The organism is Nocardia sp. NPDC056541, from assembly GCF_042794235.1.
Lineage (GTDB): Bacteria > Actinomycetota > Actinomycetes > Mycobacteriales > Mycobacteriaceae > Nocardia.
Genome location: NZ_JBHTUD010000009.1, coordinates 106001 through 125332 on the forward strand (window position 1 = coordinate 106001; position 19332 = coordinate 125332).

The 19332-nt window shown below is 66.4% G+C and carries 19 protein-coding genes; 9 read left to right on the forward strand and 10 right to left on the reverse strand.

The window, feature by feature from the left end; genetic code table 11:
- Nucleotides 1–124: 124 nt before the first annotated feature.
- The 5 genes from ACFQ9R_RS17525 to ACFQ9R_RS17545 all read left to right on the forward strand — a co-directional run bounded on the left by ACFQ9R_RS17525 (nt 125) and on the right by ACFQ9R_RS17545 (nt 4250).
- Nucleotides 125–1351 carry a PucR family transcriptional regulator gene (locus ACFQ9R_RS17525; protein ID WP_378991764.1) on the forward strand — a complete coding sequence of 409 codons (1227 nt, stop codon included), beginning with the start codon at nt 125–127 and terminating at the stop codon, nt 1349–1351.
- A gap of 175 nt (nt 1352–1526) precedes the next feature.
- Entirely contained in the window at nt 1527–1913 is a 387-nt protein-coding gene (locus tag ACFQ9R_RS17530; protein WP_378991765.1) for a hypothetical protein, read from the forward strand.
- A 156-nt stretch (nt 1914–2069) separates the two neighbouring features.
- Nucleotides 2070–2564, forward strand: coding sequence for a nuclear transport factor 2 family protein (locus ACFQ9R_RS17535; RefSeq protein WP_378991766.1), 495 nt, complete (start codon nt 2070–2072; stop codon nt 2562–2564).
- Between the two features lie 8 nt (nt 2565–2572).
- Nucleotides 2573–3403, forward strand: a complete 831-nt coding sequence (locus ACFQ9R_RS17540) for an SDR family NAD(P)-dependent oxidoreductase (RefSeq protein ID WP_378991767.1) — start codon at nt 2573–2575, stop codon at nt 3401–3403.
- Between the two features lie 73 nt (nt 3404–3476).
- Nucleotides 3477–4250, forward strand: a complete 774-nt coding sequence (locus ACFQ9R_RS17545) for an SDR family NAD(P)-dependent oxidoreductase (protein ID WP_378991768.1) — start codon at nt 3477–3479, stop codon at nt 4248–4250.
- Between the two features lie 41 nt (nt 4251–4291).
- Here ACFQ9R_RS17545 and ACFQ9R_RS17550 read toward each other — a convergent pair whose 3' ends face one another.
- Entirely contained in the window at nt 4292–5368 is a 1077-nt protein-coding gene (locus ACFQ9R_RS17550; RefSeq protein WP_378991770.1) for an alcohol dehydrogenase catalytic domain-containing protein, read from the reverse strand.
- Between the two features lie 2 nt (nt 5369–5370).
- Nucleotides 5371–6555, reverse strand: coding sequence for an LLM class flavin-dependent oxidoreductase (locus ACFQ9R_RS17555; protein WP_378991772.1), 1185 nt, complete (start codon nt 6553–6555; stop codon nt 5371–5373).
- Nucleotides 6556–6787: 232 nt separating this feature from the next.
- Between ACFQ9R_RS17555 and ACFQ9R_RS17560 the strand changes: the two genes are divergently transcribed.
- Entirely contained in the window at nt 6788–7108 is a 321-nt protein-coding gene (locus ACFQ9R_RS17560; RefSeq protein WP_378991773.1) for a hypothetical protein, read from the forward strand.
- Nucleotides 7105–7767 (forward strand): TetR/AcrR family transcriptional regulator, encoded by a 663-nt coding sequence (locus ACFQ9R_RS17565; protein WP_378991774.1) that lies wholly within the window; start codon nt 7105–7107, stop codon nt 7765–7767. The genes ACFQ9R_RS17560 and ACFQ9R_RS17565 overlap by 4 nt, the downstream gene beginning before the upstream one ends.
- A gap of 21 nt (nt 7768–7788) precedes the next feature.
- On the opposite strand, the gene ACFQ9R_RS17570 is transcribed toward ACFQ9R_RS17565, so the two are convergent.
- From ACFQ9R_RS17570 to ACFQ9R_RS17585, 4 genes are all read right to left on the reverse strand, one after another.
- On the reverse strand, nt 7789–9411 hold the full coding sequence (locus ACFQ9R_RS17570; RefSeq protein WP_378992047.1) for an AMP-binding protein: 1623 nt from the start codon (nt 9409–9411) through the stop codon (nt 7789–7791).
- Between the two features lie 29 nt (nt 9412–9440).
- A complete protein-coding gene (locus ACFQ9R_RS17575) occupies nt 9441–9641 on the reverse strand; it encodes a hypothetical protein (protein ID WP_378991775.1) in 201 nt (66 codons plus the stop codon).
- Between the two features lie 36 nt (nt 9642–9677).
- The gene (locus tag ACFQ9R_RS17580; RefSeq protein ID WP_378991777.1) at nt 9678–11162 is read right to left on the reverse strand and encodes an FAD-dependent oxidoreductase; all 1485 of its coding nucleotides are present in this window, start codon (nt 11160–11162) and stop codon (nt 9678–9680) included.
- A 91-nt stretch (nt 11163–11253) separates the two neighbouring features.
- A complete protein-coding gene (locus tag ACFQ9R_RS17585) occupies nt 11254–11829 on the reverse strand; it encodes a CGNR zinc finger domain-containing protein (RefSeq protein ID WP_378991778.1) in 576 nt (191 codons plus the stop codon).
- Nucleotides 11830–11910: 81 nt separating this feature from the next.
- Here ACFQ9R_RS17585 and ACFQ9R_RS17590 point away from each other — a divergent pair, with 81 nt between their 5' ends.
- Complete coding sequence (locus ACFQ9R_RS17590; RefSeq protein WP_378991779.1) at nt 11911–13092, forward strand: epoxide hydrolase family protein; 1182 nt, start codon at nt 11911–11913, stop codon at nt 13090–13092.
- A 421-nt stretch (nt 13093–13513) separates the two neighbouring features.
- On the opposite strand, the gene ACFQ9R_RS17595 is transcribed toward ACFQ9R_RS17590, so the two are convergent.
- The 3 genes from ACFQ9R_RS17595 to ACFQ9R_RS17605 form a co-directional block, all read right to left on the reverse strand.
- Nucleotides 13514–14671 carry a fatty acid desaturase family protein gene (locus ACFQ9R_RS17595; RefSeq protein WP_378991781.1) on the reverse strand — a complete coding sequence of 386 codons (1158 nt, stop codon included), beginning with the start codon at nt 14669–14671 and terminating at the stop codon, nt 13514–13516.
- Between the two features lie 134 nt (nt 14672–14805).
- Nucleotides 14806–16617, reverse strand: a complete 1812-nt coding sequence (locus ACFQ9R_RS17600; RefSeq protein WP_378991782.1) for an AMP-dependent synthetase/ligase — start codon at nt 16615–16617, stop codon at nt 14806–14808.
- Between the two features lie 29 nt (nt 16618–16646).
- Entirely contained in the window at nt 16647–17942 is a 1296-nt protein-coding gene (locus ACFQ9R_RS17605; protein WP_378991784.1) for a DUF3533 domain-containing protein, read from the reverse strand.
- A 78-nt stretch (nt 17943–18020) separates the two neighbouring features.
- Between ACFQ9R_RS17605 and ACFQ9R_RS17610 the strand changes: the two genes are divergently transcribed.
- Entirely contained in the window at nt 18021–18617 is a 597-nt protein-coding gene (locus ACFQ9R_RS17610; RefSeq protein ID WP_378991785.1) for a TetR/AcrR family transcriptional regulator, read from the forward strand.
- A gap of 51 nt (nt 18618–18668) precedes the next feature.
- Here the strand turns inward: ACFQ9R_RS17610 and ACFQ9R_RS17615 are convergent, their stop codons facing one another.
- Nucleotides 18669–19295: a TetR/AcrR family transcriptional regulator gene (locus ACFQ9R_RS17615; RefSeq protein ID WP_378991787.1), complete on the reverse strand. Its 627-nt coding sequence runs from the start codon at nt 19293–19295 to the stop codon at nt 18669–18671.
- Nucleotides 19296–19332: the final 37 nt, after the last annotated feature.

The window sequence follows — 19332 nt, forward strand, 5'->3', positions numbered from 1 at the left end:
CACATGTCACGCTGTCACGACCACATGACCGGTTTGTTTATCGACGCCGAGACCGAATCGACCAGAAATTTGTGCGGATGGCACAATGCCGTCGACGGTTTTTGTTCAACGGACGGAAGCGCGCATGGCGGCATACGGATCCCTGGTGTGGGTGGGACAGGCCCTGGGCCCGCGCGTCGACGCCATCACCGCCGACCTCATCCGGGTGACCGAGCAGATGATCCCGCTCAACGACGTCGCCGCCGATCTGGCCGAGATGCGAGCCGCCAGCATCGCCGAGAACATCGCCGCCGTGCAGTACGTGCTGGCGAACGGCATCGACCCGGCCACCGCAGGCCCGCCCCCCGGGGCCGCCGCCTACGCCCAACGGCTGGCCCGGCGCGGTGTGCCGCTGACGATCCTGCTGCGCGCCTACGGGCTCGGGCAGTACCGGATCCTCGACGCCGCGATCGGGCTCGTCCTGGCCGTTCCCGGCCCTGACCAGCCCGCCCGGATCGCCGAACTGCTCAAATTCGCGGGCACCTACCTGGATCGCCTCAATTCGTCGATGGGGCGGATCTACGAGGCCGAACGGGACCGCTGGCTCAGCAGCCGCCAAGCCGCACGCCAGCAATGGATCGCACGGTTGCTCGACAACGACGATGTCGATGTCGCCGCCGCCCAGGAAGTGCTGGGCTACCAACTCGATCAGTGGCACTACGCCACTGAAGTGTGGTCGACGGTCACCGGCGCGGAGGCTGTGCGCGCGCTCGAGCAGGCCCGACAGCTGCTCGCCGCGGCGATGGGTACCGGTGGCGCCGAATTGGTCGCCGCGTCGGGAGACCGCGCCATGTGCCTGTGGTTCCCGACCGGACAGCCCTGCGCGGTCGAGGAACTCACCGCCCAGCTCGCGGCTTCCGGCTTGCCGATACGGGTAGCGCTCGGGCCGGTCGGCGAGGGGCTGCCGGGCTTCCGGCGCTCGGCCCGCAGCGCGGCACGGGCCAAGGCGCTCGTCGTCTCGGCCGGGGAGACCGCGCCCGCTGTGGTCGACTACGACACGATCGCGCCCTTCGCGCTGCTGTCCGACGATCCCGACGAGCTGACCGGCCTCGTCCACCGCGTCCTCGGATCGCTGGCAGGCGACGGCGCCAAAGTGGAACTCTTGCGCAACACTCTCGAGGTGTTCCTCGCCGAAGGCGCCAGCTACTCGCGCACCGCCCGCGTCCTCGACGTCCACCGCAACACCGTCCAGTACCGCATCCAACAGGTCACCGGCCGCTACGGCATCGCCGTCGAGACCGACACCTTCGAACTACGCTTCGCCCTGGGCATCTGCCGCTGGTACCCCCACGTTCTGACTCGGACAATCTGAGTCCAGCTGGTTTGTGCGGGACGCACAGCCGGGCGGGGCGCAACCATCGGGTCGGTGACCAGCTCGACGCCGTACGACGTGCCATCGCCCGAATCGGGTGGGAATGGCACTGACAGTGGCGATCTCGACCGCTGACACTCATGATGGTCTGAAGAAGGACGAACGAGGTGGGGGAATGAACAAGAAACTGATCGCCGCTGTCGCGGCGCTGTTCGCAGGTGCCATCGCAGTGACCGGGTGCTCGAGCGACGCCGACGTGGTCTCCAAGAACCTGTCCAAGGAATCGGACCAGTTCAAGATCAACCGACGCGTGGTGTTCTTCAACGGGATCACCGACAAGTACCTGCTGTCCATCGAGGGCAAGTGCTCGATCAAGGACGAGAACAACCAGCTCGAGGTGACGTGCAAGACCGGCGATGACGAATACAAGAAGCACTTTCTCGGCCTCTCGGACAACGTGAGCTACTTCGTCGAGCAGCTCGAGGCCGCCGAGGTGAGTCGCTACCACTACAAGGTCATCTTCAAGCCCGAGGTCATCATCGCCGACGTCGACCGCCCCTGAGCGTGTACACAGGCCCGCGGGCGTTCCCGATGAGCGGGAAGACAGGCAGGCGGTGACCGCGTTCCGGGCCTACGGTGGCGACCGCGGGACGTAGCGGACGCTCACAGCCATTCGAGCTTCTTCACGTCTGATCTGTCGATTCGACCAAGGAGCTCGATGTCTGCAACACCGCCGTCCGACGACCCGGCCCGCCACCTCGCACGGTTGGCGGCGATCGAGTCGATCACCGCGCTCAAGCACCGCTATTTCCGTGCCTGCGATGCCAAAGACCCGGTCGGGTTCCGTGACTGTTTCGTCGCGGCCGGCTCGGTACTGGACTACGGCACGCTCGGTACGACCGACGCCGACGGCATGGCCGCGGTCTTCGCCTCGATCGCGCTGCAGCAGGTGGACGGCAAGAACGCGATCCTCGACATGCACCACGGCGTGCACCCCGACATCACCGTGCGCGAGGACGGCACGGCCAGCGGCCGGTGGACGCTGCGCTTTCGCCAGGTCAACCTGATCGAGCGCACCGAAACCGTCGCCACCGGTGAGTACGCCGACGAATACCGGGTGCAGGACGGGCACTGGAAGATCGCGACATGCACGTTCCACCAGTTGTGGGCGATCACCCGCCCCCTCGATGACGCCACCCGGATCGCGCAGTAGGAGCGGACATGTCGAAGATCGCTCTGGTGACCGGCGCCAGCCGTGGCGTGGGCAAGGGAATCGCGCTGGCACTGGGCGCAGCAGGCTGGACGGTGTATCTGACCGGGCGCGGCACCGAAGGTGACGGCGGCCCTCTGGAGGTCGCGGCCGCTGAGGTGAGCGCTCGGGGTGGCGCCGGCATCGCCGTGCGCTGCGACCACCGCGACGACGCGCAGATCGCCGCGGTGTTCACTCGCATCACCGCCGAGCAGGGCGGGCTCGACCTGCTGGTCAACAACGTCTGGGCCAATCCCGACGGTTTCGCCGGATTCAGTGATCCGTTCTGGCGACGGCCCGTCGCCGACTGGGACACCCTGATCGGTGTCGGCCTGCGGGCGCACTACGTGGCCTCGGTCGAAGCGGCACGGCTCATGGTGCCTCGCGGAAGCGGCGTCATCGCCAACATCTCCTCGTTCGGCACCCGCGGCTACCTGCACTCGGTGCTGTACGGAATGTCGAAGGCCGGCCTGGACAAGATGGCGGCCGACATGGCCGTAGAACTGCGCGACACCGGCGTGAGCACGTTGTCGCTGTGGCCCGGCATCGTGCGCACCGAGCAGGTCCTGGCACTGGGTGTCGAGGACATCGAGGGGTTCCCGATCGCCGGCGCGGAGACACCGGAATTCGTCGGCCGGGTCGTCCTGGCCCTGGCCACCGATCCCGAGGTCGGCGCGCGCAGCGGCAGTACGGTGATCACGGCCGAGGCCGCCGTCGACTACGGGATCACCGATATCGATGGCGGACAACCGGTCTCGCATCGCGCGGCATTCGGTGGCGGCGCGCTCTTCGGCGTCCGTTGAGGCGGCAGTCGTGGCTCCCGCTGGGCGGGAGACCCGCATGCGGCGAAAGACACGGCGCCGCTAGCTTTCCCCCATGATGCAACTGACTCTTCTCGACGGTGTCACACTGGTCTTCGGTGGCAGTGGCGGCCTCGGCCGCGCCGTCGCCGCGGACTTCGCACGGGCGGGCGGTGACGTGGCGATCTGCTACCGCAGCAAACAATCCGTCGCCGAGACCACCGTGGCCGAATTGCGTGCGCTCGGCGTGCGGGCCAGCGCCCATCAGGTCGATGTCCGCGACACGGCCGCCGTCGACCGGGTGATCGCCGAGGTGATCGCCGAGCACGGACGGATCCGCACGCTGGTGTGGGGTGCCGGCCCGGTCGTCGACCAGATCACCCTCGCCGACACCGAACCCGACCGCTACCGGCAGTCGATCGAGGTGGAAGCGCTCGGCATGTTCACCGCCGTGCACGCCGTGCTGCCGCATCTGCGCGAGCACGGCGGCGGCTCGGTGATCCACCTCGGCTCCGCCGGTGACCGGTGGTGGCCCCGGCTCGACGGTCTGTCCGTGCTGCCCAAGGCCGCCAACGAGGCGCTGGTCCGCGGCATCGCGAAAGAGGAAGGCAGGCACAATATCCGCGCCAATTCGGTGCTGGTCGGCGTCATCGAGGCAGGTATGTTCCTCGAGCTGAAAGCCACGGGCGTGGTCGACGCGGCCTGGGAGGCCGAAGCCCGCCGCTTCGTGCCGATGAAACGATGGGGCACGGCGGCCGACATCGGCGCCGCCTGCGTGTTCCTGGCCTCCGAACAGGCCGGGTACATCACCGGTCAGCAACTGTCGGTCTCCGGCGGTTTCGGCATCTGAACGTACGCGGGCAGACCCGGTCTGCCCGCGTACGGTGGGGGTCAGTCCGCGGAAAGACCGGGCCGGACGATGATCTTCACGTGATCCTGTGGGCTACGCAGGGTCGTGAACGCGTCCGCGACACCGCCGAGATCCACGCGCGCGGTGATGATCGCCTCCGCGTCGATCGACCCGGCCGCCAGCCGCCGCAGCGTGATGTCATAGGCGTCCTGGTAGGGCCCGTGACCGAAATTGACGGCGATGCGCCGGAATTGGGGCACGACCGGGGTGATGGTTTCGGCCGTGAACCCGGCGGCGAGCACCTGGATCCGCGAATTGAACGGCATCTGATGGGTGAGCTCGTTCAGTATCCCGGCACGCCCACTGCATTCGTAGGCGATCAGGATTCCGTTCGCGGCCGCACCGACAACGGAGCCGGCGTCGGCGACCAGGGCGTTCCACACCTCGATGGGATTCTGCTCGGTCGGATCGACGACGATGTCGGCGCCCATGAGCGTCGCCAGTTCCCGGCGCCGAGGCGAGGGCTCGGAGGCGATCACCATCCTCGCGCCACGAGCCTTGGCCGCGACGACGGCGCCCAAACCGATGGTCCCACAACCGATCACCAGCGCCGAATCCGCGGCGGTGAGCCCCGACTGCTGGACGTGCATCTCACCCACGTGCAGCGGCTCGGCGAGGGTCGCATGGTCCAGTCGCAGGTCGTCGGGGACTGCGCGCACCCAGCACGCATCGACGATGATCGCCTCACCGAACGCCCCGTGGTAGGTGTTGGAGTAGCCGATGATCGTCGGGATGCCGGTCGCGGCATCGGTGGCCAAGCCGATACCCGCCACCCGGTCGCCCACCGCGAAATCGGTGACCCCGGCACCGAGCTCGGTGATCACCCCGGCGTACTCGTGCCCGAGCACCACCGGTCGTTCGGTGTCGAACGCGGCCAGCGGGTACCCGCCCGCCTCGGCGACTTCGACGAAGCGGCACGCATCCTTGGACACCGACAGGTCACTGCCACAGATTCCGCAGGCAGCCACCGCGATGCGAACCTGGCCGGGACCGGTCTCGGGCAGTTCGGGTACCTCGCCGACGGTGAATTCTCCGTCGAGGAATCGCACGGCGCGCATCCTCACGCTCCCGTCACGGCGTCGGCGCCGTAGTAGTCGGTGGTGGCCTCGGTGATCGCGGTGACCAACTGCCCGATCAGCAACTCGCGGTGATCCTCGGCGAACTGGAGGCTGGCCCGGCGTCCGGCATTGCGATTCTTGAAGTGTGGGACGACCTCGGAGGCGAACAGGTCGTAGCTGCGTTTGGTGTCCTCCCAATCGGCCATGTCCACGTGCAGGATCAGCAACGTGCCGAATCCGCCGGTCTTGTCGATCAACCGCTGGATCTGCGCGATGGCCTCGTCCGGTGTGCCGATGACGGCCTGCCCGAACTCACCGAGCGTGTCGTTGCGCCACTGCTCGACGATCCCGTGAGAGGTCCGCGCCCAGTCCGGGCGCTGCCCGGTCTGCCGGTTGACGTAAGCAGCCATGGCCCCGATGCGCCGCGAGACCGCGCGCTCGGCATCGGCGCGCGATTCGGCCAAGAACATCGGGGTGACCAGCCGCCAGTTCGCCCGATCGGCGAGATGACCGTGCTCGGCACAGGTCTTCTCGTAGACGCCCCAATTGCGGTCCAGCGCCGCGAAACCGGTCGGCGAACCCGCGGCCAGTGACAGCAATGACAGTCCGTGCGTTCCCGCCAGGACCGATCCGTTCGGGGAGATGGTGGACGCGGTGGCCACCTCGATACCGGCCGGGTCGTAGGTGGGCAGCTGGGCGCGTGCATCGCGCAGGGTGAACCAGTCGGTCTGCATGTCGACAACATCGCCACGAAGCAGCCCCAGGATCGCCTCGAGTGCTTCGCCCTGGCGACGGCGCTGATCGGACGGGTTGATGCCCATCATGTGCGCGTCGAGGGGGATCTTGCCCGGCCCCGTGCCGAAGATGACCCGGCCGCGGGTCTGCAGGTCGAGTTGGGTGATGCGGTCGACGGTGACCAGCGGGTGATGGTAGGGCAGCGACACCACCCCGGTACCGAACCGGATGCGGTGGGTGCGTTCGGCCGCCGCGGCGATGAACAGGTCCGGCGCGGGCACGATCTCGGCGCCGGTGGAATGGTGCTCGCCCATCCACGCCTCATCGAATCCGAGATGGTCGAGGTGCTCCATCAGGTCGATGTCGCGACGCAGCTGCAGGGCTGGGTCGGCGTCGAGCGGGTGATAGGGAGCCAGAAAGGCGCCGAATCTGATCGAACTGGGGCTCCACATGGTGCGTCTCCTCATCGAAACGGTGCGGTGAGCGGGCTCACGGCGTCGTCCTCAGCTTCGACTTGGATCAACTGATCCAGAAGTGCTTCTCCCGATCAGCGGGAAAGGCTGCGATTCACCGAAGAAGCAACCGATCCGACTGTTGACACCGGCCGTGTCAGATGTCGATGATTGGATCAGTTGATCCAATTTTCCCGGCGGTCACCGGCGCCGATTCGCGAGGAGTCCGACCATGTTTCTCGACATCGATCCGCGGCGGAAGCCACCGGTCACGCTGGCCCAGTCCACCGACTTCGACTCGCTGTCGGTACTCGTCCACGCGACACCCGAAACAGTGCGCCTCCACGATGTACTCCTCGGCTGGGGCGAATTCGACGGCACCCACGTGTGGCTGAGCACCCAGCGCCTCGAAGACGAACTCGGCGACCACTTCGGCACCGACCTCACCTGGCGGGAACGATTCACCGCCATGCTCGACTACGCCCTGGCCCAGGGCTGGTTCGACGAGTCCGGCCTGAGCGTCCGCGCGCACTGCCGCTGGCAGACCCGATGACCGGCACAGTCGACACGAATCCGACCACTCCGGTCGCCAATCGCCAAGGAAACGCGACGCGCACGCGTTTGGTGAAGACCGCCGAGCGACTCTTCGCCACCCACGGCGTCGACGCGGTCTCGGTCCGCGCGGTCAACGCCGCCGCCGGGCTGGGCCCCGCCTCGGTCAACTACCACTTCGGCACGAAAGACGACCTGCTGGCCGCGGTGCTGCTGGACCTGGGAGCCGGTGTGCGCGACCGCATCCGCGCCAACGTCGACGCGCTCGCCGGCCGCGAGCACGCGCCGACCGTCGACGAACTCGTCGGCGCCGTCACCGACCCGTACCGGGAACTGCTCTCGCGCCACCGCACGCGCGGCATGCGCTGGATCGCTATCGTCGCCCAGATGTCGGCACAGAACCACCCCGCGCTCGACGCCGCCGAACAAGACCTGCGCGCGGTCCTGCTGCACCAGGTCCGGCGCACCTTTCCCGACACCGACCCCATCCGGCTCGAACAGCGCTGGGCCACCGCGCTCATGGTCTTCCTCCAGGCACTGAGCCGCGCCGAGGAATGGAACCACCGCCGCGGCGCGATCCCCAGCGCCGACGACCTGGTCCACTTCTTCGACGACCAGGTGACCTACCTGGCAGGCGGCCTGATCCGGCTACTCACCTGAGGTCTCGCAGGCGCGAGCTGGTCACAGCATGCGCTGCCTGCCGTGCGCGGCGAACTCCGACTCCACCGACCGCCGGTCCGCCTCGGTCATGCGCCCGTAGACCGGTCGGCCACGCCCCACCCACCGGTACACCGGTTCATCGGTGCGCCACGCCTGCTCTTGCAGTTCGCGTTTGAGCACCTTGTTCGATCCCGTCACCGGAAGATTCGCCGAGACACGCAGCAGCCGGGGGAGACCTTTGCCGCCGAGATCGGATTGCGCACAGAGGAATTCGGTGAACGCGTCGACATCGAAACCACCCGGATCGGCGACCTCGACGGCGGCCATCACCTGATCGCCCGAACGCGGATCGGGCACTCCGAACACGGCGGCGGCGATGACAGCGGGATGACGGCGCAGAACCTGCTCGATCATCAGCGCCGAGGTGTTCTCGCCGTCCACCCGGATCCAGTCGCCCTTGCGACCGGCGAAGTACAGGAATCCGCCGGTGTCGATATAGCCGAGATCCCCGGTCCAATACCAGCCGTTGCGCAGACGGTCGGCGTCGGCGACTTCGTTCTTGTAGTAGCCCTCGAACGCGAGCGCACCGGCCTTGTCGATCATCTCCCCGATGGCCTCATCCGGGTTGAGTACCCGGCCGTACTCGTCGAGCTCGGCCCGTGCGCACTCCCGCAACGAATCCGGATTCACCACCGCCACACCGGGATGCGCCGGCCTGCCGAGCGCAGCGGGCGGCGCGGCCGGATCCAGGGCGGCCAGGCTCGGGCCCTCGCTGGAGCCGTACCCCTCGAACAGCTGCGCGTCGAAACGGCGCCGGAACTCGTCCTGATCGGCCACCGACGCCTCGGTACCGAATCCGCGCACCAGCGAATTGTCGGAATCCGTTGCGGTTTCGGGCGTGGCCAGCAGATACCCCAGCGCCTTGCCGACATAGGTGAAAAAGGTCGCCCCGAAGTACCGAACATCCGGAAGGAACTGCGACGCAGAGAATTTCGGCGTCAGGCAGACGGTCGCACCGACCGACAACGCAGGCGCCCACAACGCCATGATCGCATTGCCGTGAAACAGCGGCATACAGCAGTAGTCCACGTCCTCGCGCACATGCCCGAACTTCGCCGTCGCCGCGTAGGCAACCACCGACAGACGGCGCTGAGTGCACCGCACCGCCTTCGACGCACCGGTGGTGCCGGACGTGAACAGCAACAGCAGCAGCGAGTCCGGCCCACCCACCGCCGCAGGCGGCACCCGGCAGGCATCGATCCGGGCGCCATAGCCTGGATCATCGACCAGCAGGAACCGATCCCCGGCCAGATCGAGATCCAGCTGCCGCAGCCGCGCCATCCCCGCGGCATCGGTGACGATCAACTGACAGTCGACATACCCGATATCGGCAGCCAATTGGGCGTCGCCCCGGGTCGGATTGAGACCCGCCACCGTCGCACCCGCCAAAGCCGCCGCGCCCAGCCAGAAGACGAAATCGGGCACATTGTCCAACAGCACCCCGATATGGAACGGGCCGTCGCGGCGCAGCGTGCGGGCAAGCTCCGCACGGGCAGCCGACTCCCGGACCACCGCATCCCAGCTCCACTCGGCGTCGCGGGTGCGCAGGCCGAGCCGCTGGTCACCGAGCCGGTCGAGCAGCATGGTCGCGATGTCCGCCCGGCGCGCGCCTGTCACTCCGACTCCGCGTAGATCAGTTTCAGGAAACCCTCGTTCACCACACAATGATCATCGACAACCAGCCGATCCAGCTCGGATTCGAGCACGTTGCTGCGGCGTGCCATTCCGAGCACCGTGCGGTGCCGCTCGTTCGTGGTGGTGGCCAAGCGCTGCCCGAACGGCGCCCAGGTACTGCCCGGCTCGACGATCGCCATGGTGAGACTCCCTGTTTCGGTAGCCGCCGACTCGGTTCAGGACGCAGCGGGCGGCGCGGCCGCGGCGACACCGGCGCGGCGACCGAAGAAGGTGCCGTCGCCGAGCGACGTGCCGCTGATGTAGCCCCACGAATGCAGGCCCGACGTTGCCCTGCCCGCGGCGAACAGACCCGGGATCGGTGCGCCGTCCAAGTCGAGGACTCGGCCGTCGACCGTGGTGTGCAGTCCACCGATGGTGAACACCTCAGCTCCGCCACGGCCCGCTTCGCCGTACTCGGGCGGGGCGATGCCGCGCTGGACGTCGATCGCGGCGAACGGTGCCCGCAGCGGCCGCAGCCAGTGCGCCGCCTTGTGGAAGTAAGGGTCCTGCCCGTCAGCCGCGTGCCGGTTGTATTCGGCGACCGTCGTCGCCAGCGCGCCGGGCGGCATACCGATCTGCTGTTCGAGATCGTCGAGAGTCTCGGCCACGAAATGCGGTTGTACGCCCCACCGTTCGTTCTCCGGCACTTCCTCGTAGGCCTGCTCGTCCAGGATCACCCACACCTTCAGGCCGTGCTTGAACAACGCGGCCTGGCCGACCAGCCCGGGATAGACATCCTCGTTGATGAAGCGCCTGCCGATGTCGTCGACGATCATGCCGCGCACCATCATCCCCGGAATCAGCGAGATCCCCACCTGTGCGGCGGACATGTGCCGCACCGCGGCGCCCACAGCCTGTGCCATCACGATGCCGCGCCCGTCGTCACCGCCGTCACTGTTGACACCGAGCCCGACCAGTTGCGGTGCGTGCTGAGCCACCATCGCGGCATTGTCGGCGAACCCGCCCGTGGTCAAGACGACGCCACGTCGAGCACGGTAGGTGTAGTACCGGCCGTACTGCTTCGCCACGACACCGACCACACGTCCGGCTTCGGTGACGAGCCGGATCGCGTTGGTGTCGGTGTGCACTGCCACCGCGGTCGCGGCGACGGCCTCGAACAGCTTCTGCATCAGCACCTTGCCACCGAAACCGTCGGAGGTGACCCGGTGTCCGCGCGGCGACGGCTTCGCGAGATCGGCGAAAGGCCAAGCCTTTTCGCCCATCCACATGAGACCGTCATCAGTGGGCGGCACCCAGGTGGGGGAGTCCCACAACGAGGGTTTGAACGGGACGCCGTGGTCGACGAGCCACTGGAAGTGCCGTGCGCTCTCCCGGCTGTAGAGGCCGACCTTCTCCCGGTCGGCGTCCGGTCCCAGCGCGGCCAGCAGGAACGCTTCCATATCCTGCGCGGTGTCGTCGAACCCGCAGGCCCGCTGGATCTCGGTGCCGCCGCCCAGATACATCTCGCCGCCCGACAGCGCGGAAGACCCGCCGCCACCACTCAGCTTCTCCAGCACGATGACATCGGCGCCCGCGGCAAACGCCTCGAGCGCAGCTGCCGCACCCGCGCACCCGTATCCCACGATCAGAACATCGGTTTCGTAGTCGACCTGCCCGACATCGCCCGCATCGACGGGTGCTACCGAAGTGTGTGTGTTCATGACAACTCCCATCCGCTGTGCTGCGCACGCTAAGGAGTTCTCGCGCACGTCGGACGGGGGAGTGTCCATCCACCGGGAGACCGCCTGCTGATTACCTGTTCGCTACGGGTAATCCTGCTTTCCGATCATTGAAGCGCGCCTTCTTCTGACGATTCCCGCACGTGTTCATGTCGCACCATTTGCGGGTGCGGCTCTGGCTGGTGTCGAAGAATGCGGCTCGACAGGTCGGCGATGCGCACAACGCCAATTTTCCGTCGCGCTCGCCGGCGAGGATGCTGATCGCATCGGCGGCGATGACACCCAGCGCGTCGTCGACGCGGGAATCCGAGTTGAGTCGCCAGTGCCGATCGCCCTCGGGCGTCAGGACCGCCGACGCGCGGCCCTGAATGCTGCGGTCGTTGATGACTCGGACTGCAGAGGCCGGGGGAGTGTCGTGCATCGCGGTCGCGGTCGCGGCGAGGTGAATCGCCTCCCTCAATTCCCGTGCGAGTGCGAGCTGGGCGGTGGTGCAGGAACTCACGGCCAGGCCGCTCACCGTCAGCCAGTCGACGAGCCGCTGCGGCGTGGGGATGCGCTCCACCGCGTCGCCGGAGCGCTCCGTCAGCGTCGCCGTGAAGCTGGTCGCCAGCACAGTGCCGAGGCGGAAGTCAGGGAACTCAGCATGCATGGAACCACCTTAGCTGGTTGCGCGCTGACATATCGTCATGTTAGAACCGTCTAAGACGGTTCACCAATCGCAGGAGGTCTCGTGCCCAATCCGATCAGCGATGTCCAAGCATTCGAAGCCCACGCACCCGACACCGACCTCGTCGATCTGCGCGCACGACTGGCCGCGGCACGACTACCGGAGCCCGAGACTGTCTATCGCGCCGCGCCCGACCCGCGCCGATGGGAGCAGGGGGTTCCGCTCGCCGACCTCGTCGAGGTCGTGAACTACTGGCGCACCGAATACAACTGGCGGTCGTTCGAAGAGCGCCTCAACCGGATCGGCCAGTTCCGCACAACCATCGACGGTCTGGAAATCCACTTCCTGCACCGCCGATCCACGCGCGCCGATGCCACCGCGCTGATCATGACGCACGGCTGGCCGGGCAGCATCGCCGAGTTCACCGATGCAGTAGACGAGTTGGCGGATCCGCAGGACGCGGACGCGCCGGCGTTCCACGTTGTCGTTCCCTCGCTGCCCGGGTTCGGTTACAGCGACAAACCGGCCACCACAGGCTGGGGGACCGAGAAGATCGCGGCCGCCTGGGTAGAGCTGATGACAAGGCTCGGCTACAACAGGTTCCTGGCTCACGGCGGCGACTGGGGAGGCAATATCACCACGGTTCTCGGTGGCAGATTCCCGGCGCACGTTCTCGGCATCCACTCGACGTTCGCCGAGGCACCGCCCGGGTTGACGACGGACGGGCTGACAGCCGCCGAGCGCACCTGGACCGAGGAGACTCGCGATTTCTGGCGGCACCGCGCGGCATACGCGAAGCAGCAGGCGACGCGACCGCAGACCATCGGCTACTCGCTCGTCGACTCACCGGTCGGACTCCTGGCCTGGATCCTCGACAAGTTCGCCGAGTGGACAGACACCGAAGACAGCCCGTTCGAGACGATTTCCATTGACCGGGTTCTCGACAACGTCACGCTGTACTGGCTCACGCGGACCGGCGCATCGGCCGCTCGTATCTACTACGAAAGCCACAACTCGCTCGACCCCGAACTTCGTGTCGACGTTCCATCGGCAATCACCATGTATCCACGTGACGTCGACAAGTGCCCGCGGGTCTGGGCGCAAGAGCGGTACCGGCAGATCGTCCGATGGGGATCGCCCGACAGCGGGGGACATTTCCCGTCGCTGGAGGTTCCCGAGTACTTCGTCAAGGACCTGCGGGAAGGTCTCGCAGCTGTGCTGGCCGCCAGGGTAGTGACTACTTGACATAATGTGCATTATCGGCGTTTGAAGGCGGCCTGTCGGAAGGGGTTTTTGCGAATGTTTGCCGTGCATGCATAGTTGCATCGCATACTGACAGGCACTCGCTGTCGCTTCCCTGGATTGCCGCGTCGGTGTGCGCACTTCCAGTACTCGCGAGCTCGATTGGCCACATCCTGGGACATCCGAAGGAAAGCTGGCGAATCCGGATATTTCTCGGTCTGGTCGATTCATGACCGTTCGCGGCGAATGTGCTCATCGGCGAATCTGGGCCCGTATCCTCGGTAAGCCGAACCGGCCGCCCAAGGCTCCAGCACTCCCCCTCCCACTTCCCCGGCTTCAATTCGTCACAGTGACGAAACCATCGAAGGTGCCTGGACGGCACACCGCATAGCTTTTATCGCGTGATGCGGTGTGCCATAGAGGATCAGACCAAAACGGCGGTGAGCCGGCGCGATTCGGCAGCCTTTTCGGAGCTGGTTTCCGGTGCGTTGTCGGCATCGGCGGTGAGGTACTTATCGGGCAACGACAGTTTGGCGATGGTGCGCAGGGTCAGCGCGTACTGACGGACCAGGCTGCCGGTGGTGTACGGCAGGCGATATTCGGCCGCGAGCTTGCGCACTTCACGCTGGATTTCGGGCAGCCGGTTGCTCGGCAGGTCCGGGAACAGGTGATGTTCGATTTGATGACTGAGCGTGCCGGAAAGGATGCGCATCAGGGGACCGACGTCGATATTCGCGCTGCCCAGGTATTGGCGCAGATACCATTCGCCACGGGTCTCACCCTCGATATCGCGCTTGGTGAATTTCTCCGCGCCGTCGGGGAAATGTCCGCAGAAGGTGATGATCTGCTCCCACACATTCTTGGTGAGGTTGGCGGTGACGTTCGCGCGGATCGTCGATTTCCAGTTCCGACCGGTTACCGCCGGGAAGATCACATAGTCCTTGAGCAGCTGCTTACCTGCCTTTTGGGCGATTTCGTCGCGCGCCTGCCGGAACTTCTTCTTGTCCTTCTTGCCCGCCAGCACACGCGGGATCTCCAGGTGGTACACGCACATACCCAGCTCGTACAGCAGTGACACCGGGACGAGGTAGACGAAGTTGCCCAGGTGGTACGGACGCCAGCGCCGGTCACGGGTGATGCGGAGCAGCCCGTACCCTTCGTCGGGGTCCAGCCCGAGCACATTGGTGAAGACGTGGTGGCGGTAGTTGTGCGCTTCCTTCCAATGGGCGGCGGGCATGGAATGGTCCCATTCCCAGGTGGTGGAGTGGATTTCCGGGTCGTTCATCCAGTCCCACTGGCCGTGCATGACGTTGTGCCCGATCTCCATGTTCTCGAGCACCTTCGACAAGGTGAGCAGGCCTGTCCCCCACCACCAACTGCTTTTCCGACCCGAGTCGATCAGCACGAGCCGGGCGGCTATCTCGCATGCTCGCTGAACGCGGATGACGGTCTTGATGTATTTCGCGTCGCGTTCACCCAGGCTGGATTCGATCTGTCTGCGCAACGCGTCCAGGCGTTGCCCGAACTCTTCGATGTCGGTCGGCGAGAGATGCGTGTACGCCTCGACGTCAGATATAGCCATCTGCTGTGTTCAACCCCTGTTCCGGTGCCGCGCGCCGGGCGCGGTCCAGGTGAGAGTACGAACTCGACGGGGTTGGTTCGGTACTGTGCGCGGTATTTAGTTAGACGTAACAGCCGGAAGTGCCGGAATGGGTGTCAGTGACTACTGGCGGCGGGTTCGTAGATCTTGTCCACCTCGGTGGCGTACTTCTTCATGACCTCTGCTCGCTTGAGTGACATCTTCGGTGTCAGTTCGCCGGTGGCCTCGGTCCAGTCGACGGGCAGGATGCGGACCTTCTTGATCGCCTCGGCATGGGACACCTTCTTGTTGGTGTCGGCGAGGGCCGTATCGATCTCCGCGACGAGATCCGGGTTGTCGATCAGAGCCTCGTTCGTGGTGTCGGCGGGCAGGTTGTGGCTTTGCTTCCAGGCCGGGAGTGCTTCGGGGTCGAGGGTGATCAGGGCACCGACGAACGGACGGCCGTCACCGACCACCATCGCCTGGCTGATCAGCGGGTGGGCGCGCAGCGAGTCTTCCATCAGGCCCGGGGAGACGTTCTTTCCGCCCGCGGTGACGATGATTTCCTTCTTGCGGCCGGTGATGGTGAGGTAGCCGTCGCGGTCGATGCTGCCGAGATCGCCGGTCTGGAACCAGCCGTCGGCGAAGGCGTCGTCGGTGGCCTGTGGGTTTCCCCAGTATTCGTGGAACACGACAGGGCCGCGTAGCAGCAGTTCGCCGTCGTCGGCGATCTTGACGGCGTGGCCTTCGGTCGGGCGTCCGACGGTGCCGACCCGGGTATCGGCCGGGGTGTTCACGGTGATCGCCGCGGTGGTCTCGGTGAGTCCGTAGCCCTCGTACACGGGGATCCCGACGCCGCGGAAGAAGTGACCGAGCCGCGCGCCGAGCGGTCCACCACCGGATACCGCCGCCTCGCATCGTCCGCCGAGCGCCAGGCGCAGCTTGCGGTAGACGAGTTTGCCGAACAGGGCGTGGCGCAGTCCGAGGACGATTCCGGGGCCGCCGGTGTCCTGGGATTCGCTCCAGGCGATGGCGGTCTCGGTGGCCAGGTCGAAGATCTTTCCCTTGCCGCCGGCGTGTGCCTTCTGCTTGGCGCCGTTGAAGACCTTTTCGAACACTCGCGGCACCGCCAGGATGAAATGCGGCCGGAAGCTGCCGAACTGGTCGACGAGTGTGGACCAGTCGGAGCTGAACGCGACGACCACCTTGGCGTCGAGCGCGGCCAGCGTCACCGCGCGCGCGAAGACGTGGGCGAGCGGCAGGAACATCAGTGTCTTGTTGCCCTCGGTGACGAACTCCCCCAGCGCGATTCGGTCGGATTTCGACTCGGCGTAGAGGTTTCCATGGGTGAGGATCACGCCTTTGGGGCGTCCGGTGGTGCCCGAGGTGTAGATCAGGGTGGCCGGGGAGCTCGCGCCGACCTCGGCTCGGCGGGTGTGTACGGCCGCGTCGTCGAGGTCGGCGCCGCGCGTGGTCAATTCCGCGACGGCACCTGTGTCGATCTGCAGGATTTCTCGCAGGTCGGGCAGGGCGCGGTCGTCGATCTCCTCGATGATCCGGCGGTGTTGGTCGCTGTCGACGATCAGCAGTTTCGTCGCGGAGTCCTGCAGGATCCACTTGGCCTGCTCGGCGGCGGAGCTGTCGTAGATGGCCACGGTACAGCCGCCGGTGGCCCAGATCGCGTGGTCGAGCACGACCCACTCGTAGCGGGTGGGCGCCATGATCGCTACCCGGTCACCGGGTTCGATACCCGACGCGATGAGGCCCTTCGCCACGTCGGTGACCGTTCGGGCGAACTCGGCCGCGGTGACATCGGTGAGTTCGCCGCTGCCGTTGGAGACGTTGAACAACACCGTGTGGGGCGAGTGCTCGGCGTGCAGGAACACACTGTCGGAATTGTTCGCGTGCTCGGGAATCGTGTAGGAAGCCGGGGCTTCGAACTCATGCATCACAGGGCCCTTCCACATGGATTGATCAGTTACTGCGCGGGCGCGTGCTCGATGCCGAGTCGCAGCATGCCGCGCAGGTCGTAGGTGTTGGTGGCGACCGCGCCGACGATCAGGCCGATCGCCAGTCCCGCGCAGGTCATCCAGAGACCCTGTGCCATGCCTGCTTCGAGGTGTCCGTCGAAGAACAGGATGGCGCGTACGGCCAGGTAGATCTGGTGCATGGGTTCGAACGTCGCCATGTCGGCGATCCAGCGCGGTGTCGCCTCGAGCGGGATGGTGCCCGACGATGACGGGATTCCGAGCACCACGAACACGATGAGGTTGATCATCAGGCCTGCCGTGCCGAAGGCGGCCATCACCGACAGGGCGGTGACCGCGATGGCGGCGATGGCCAGTGTGCCATAGAGGAACAGCATCAGTGGTCGCTCGATCGCCATGGTCAGCAGGGTGCCGACGCCGAGGAACACGCCGGAGGCCAGTGGGGCGCTGATCGCGGCGATCCCCCATTTGATGAGCAGCGTGCGCCAGCGGCTGATCGGGGCCGGGGTGGTGGCCTTGTGCCATGGGCCGTATTCGGCGGGGACATAGCCGAGTGAGGCGTCGACGAGTGAATTGATCATCATCGCGCCGCTGAATCCGACGATCAGCAGGACCAGGGTGTAGAAGAAGGCCGCCAAGCCCTGGCCGGTGCCTTCGGGGAGCGGGTGGTAGGCGGTGACGACGACGTCGATCGGCTCGGCGAGCTGTAGCTGTGCGGCGCCGCTGAGTGGTGTGGCCCCGGCCGCGGTGCGGACCTGTTCGGCGAGTTGGGTGCCGACGGTGCTGTTGACCTGTGTCATGGCCTGGTCGGCGACGGTGTTCATGATCTGTGCGGCGAGGGTGCCCGCCCGCGGGTTGGTGAGCACGGAGATGATGGGCTGCTCGACCTGGCCCGGGACGATCGAGGCGGCGCCGAGGATGGCGACGCGTTTGGTGAAGTCGCCGGGGATGACGATGGCGCCGTAGACCTCGCCGTTCTGCAGCTGTTGCTGGGCTTCGTTGATGCCGAGTGGGCGCAGGTCGATCTTGTCGGCGGGGATGTTCTCGCTCAGCGCGGAGGTGATCTGTGCGCCGATGTTGGCGGGTTTGCCACCGACGGTGTCGCCGACGTCCTGGTTGACCAGGGCGATCGGGAAGTCGTGCAGGTGCTTTTCGGGGTCGGCGGTGTAGCCGAGGTACATGGTGCCCAGGAGCGCCGCCAGGATGGTGACCAGGGTGATCGGGGCCAGCCATTCGCGGATCGGCATGCTGCGCTGTGTGCGGGTGGGCGCGGTGTTGTCAGTCATGGCAATCGTCAATGTAGTCAGCGACAACAAAGTAGTCAACGCAAACATTGGGTGGCCGTCAGATATCCTGCTCGTACCATGTCCCTGCACACCCCGTACCACCACGGAGACCTCCGCGCCGCGCTGCTGACGCGCGCGGAGGCGACACTGCGCGAGGCCGGCGTGGACGGGCTGTCGCTGCGTCAACTGGCCCGCGACACCGGCGTCAGCCATGCGGCCCCGAGTCGTCATTTCCGCGACAAGCAGGCACTGCTCGACGCGCTGGCCGTCACCGGGCTCGAACGCCTCGGCGCCTGCTTCGAACAAGCCGTGATCGAAGGACCCATCACGGCACGCCTGCAAACCGTCGCCTACGCCTACCTCCGATTCGCCGTCGACAACCTCGAGCTCTTGCCGCTGATGTTCGCGCGCCGAAACAACTCCACCTCCGCCGACATCCAGCAGGCCGCCGACCGGGCGTTCGCGGTGCCGATCACCCTCATCGCCGATGGTCAGGCCGCCGGCGAGATCGTGGCAGGCGACCCGAAACGGCTCGGCGTCACCGCCCTGGCCGCTCTCCAGGGCTTGGCCACGTTCGTCGGCTCCGGCTACACCGCCGACTACGACTCCGAGCAGCTACTCGACGACCTGGTCCGCCACCTCACCCTGGGACTGCTCCCCCGCGCTGCCGACTGACGATGCCGCGAACCGCATCCTGACGTGCGGAAGGCGATGGCCGACAAGGCTTCAGGCGCGCAGGAACAGCCGCATGGATTCGTCGACAACGGCCTCACGCGTTCGCCCCTCCGGGTCCGCGGCGGGCCGGAGCCAGATCGAAGCATGATTCAGGATCCCGTGCAGGCAGTGCAGCGCCACGGAGGGGTCCGAACAATCGAACTCACCTGACGCGACACCGCGATCGATGACCGCACGGAAGATCCGGTCGTGGCGTCGACGCATGGTCTTGATGGATTCACCGTGCTCGTCGGGCCACGGCGCGGGGAAGGAGAAGAGTTTGCCCACTTCCGGGTAGAGCACCGTCAGAACGCGCAACTGCTCGGCGATGAGCGAGCGCAGCTGTTCGGCCGAGGAGAGCCCGGCCGCGGTCTCCAGTGCCTCGCCGAGATGGGTCAGCACGTCAGCGGTCAGCTTTTCCAATGCTGCCGAGACCAAGGCGTCTTTGCTCGGAAAGTAGTAGTAGAGAGTCGCTTTCGCGATGTCGGAGCGTTCGGCGACGTCCTCGAATCGCATTCCCTGATAGCCGACGCTGGACAAGATCTGCAATGCGGCGTCGATCATCTCCGCCTTGCGTCGATCGCGTCGTCTCTCCGCACGCCCTGCGGGCGCGACGCTCTCGTCCGTGGTCGCGGTCATCGCATGATTCTATCTGCCACCAACAGCCGACCATCAG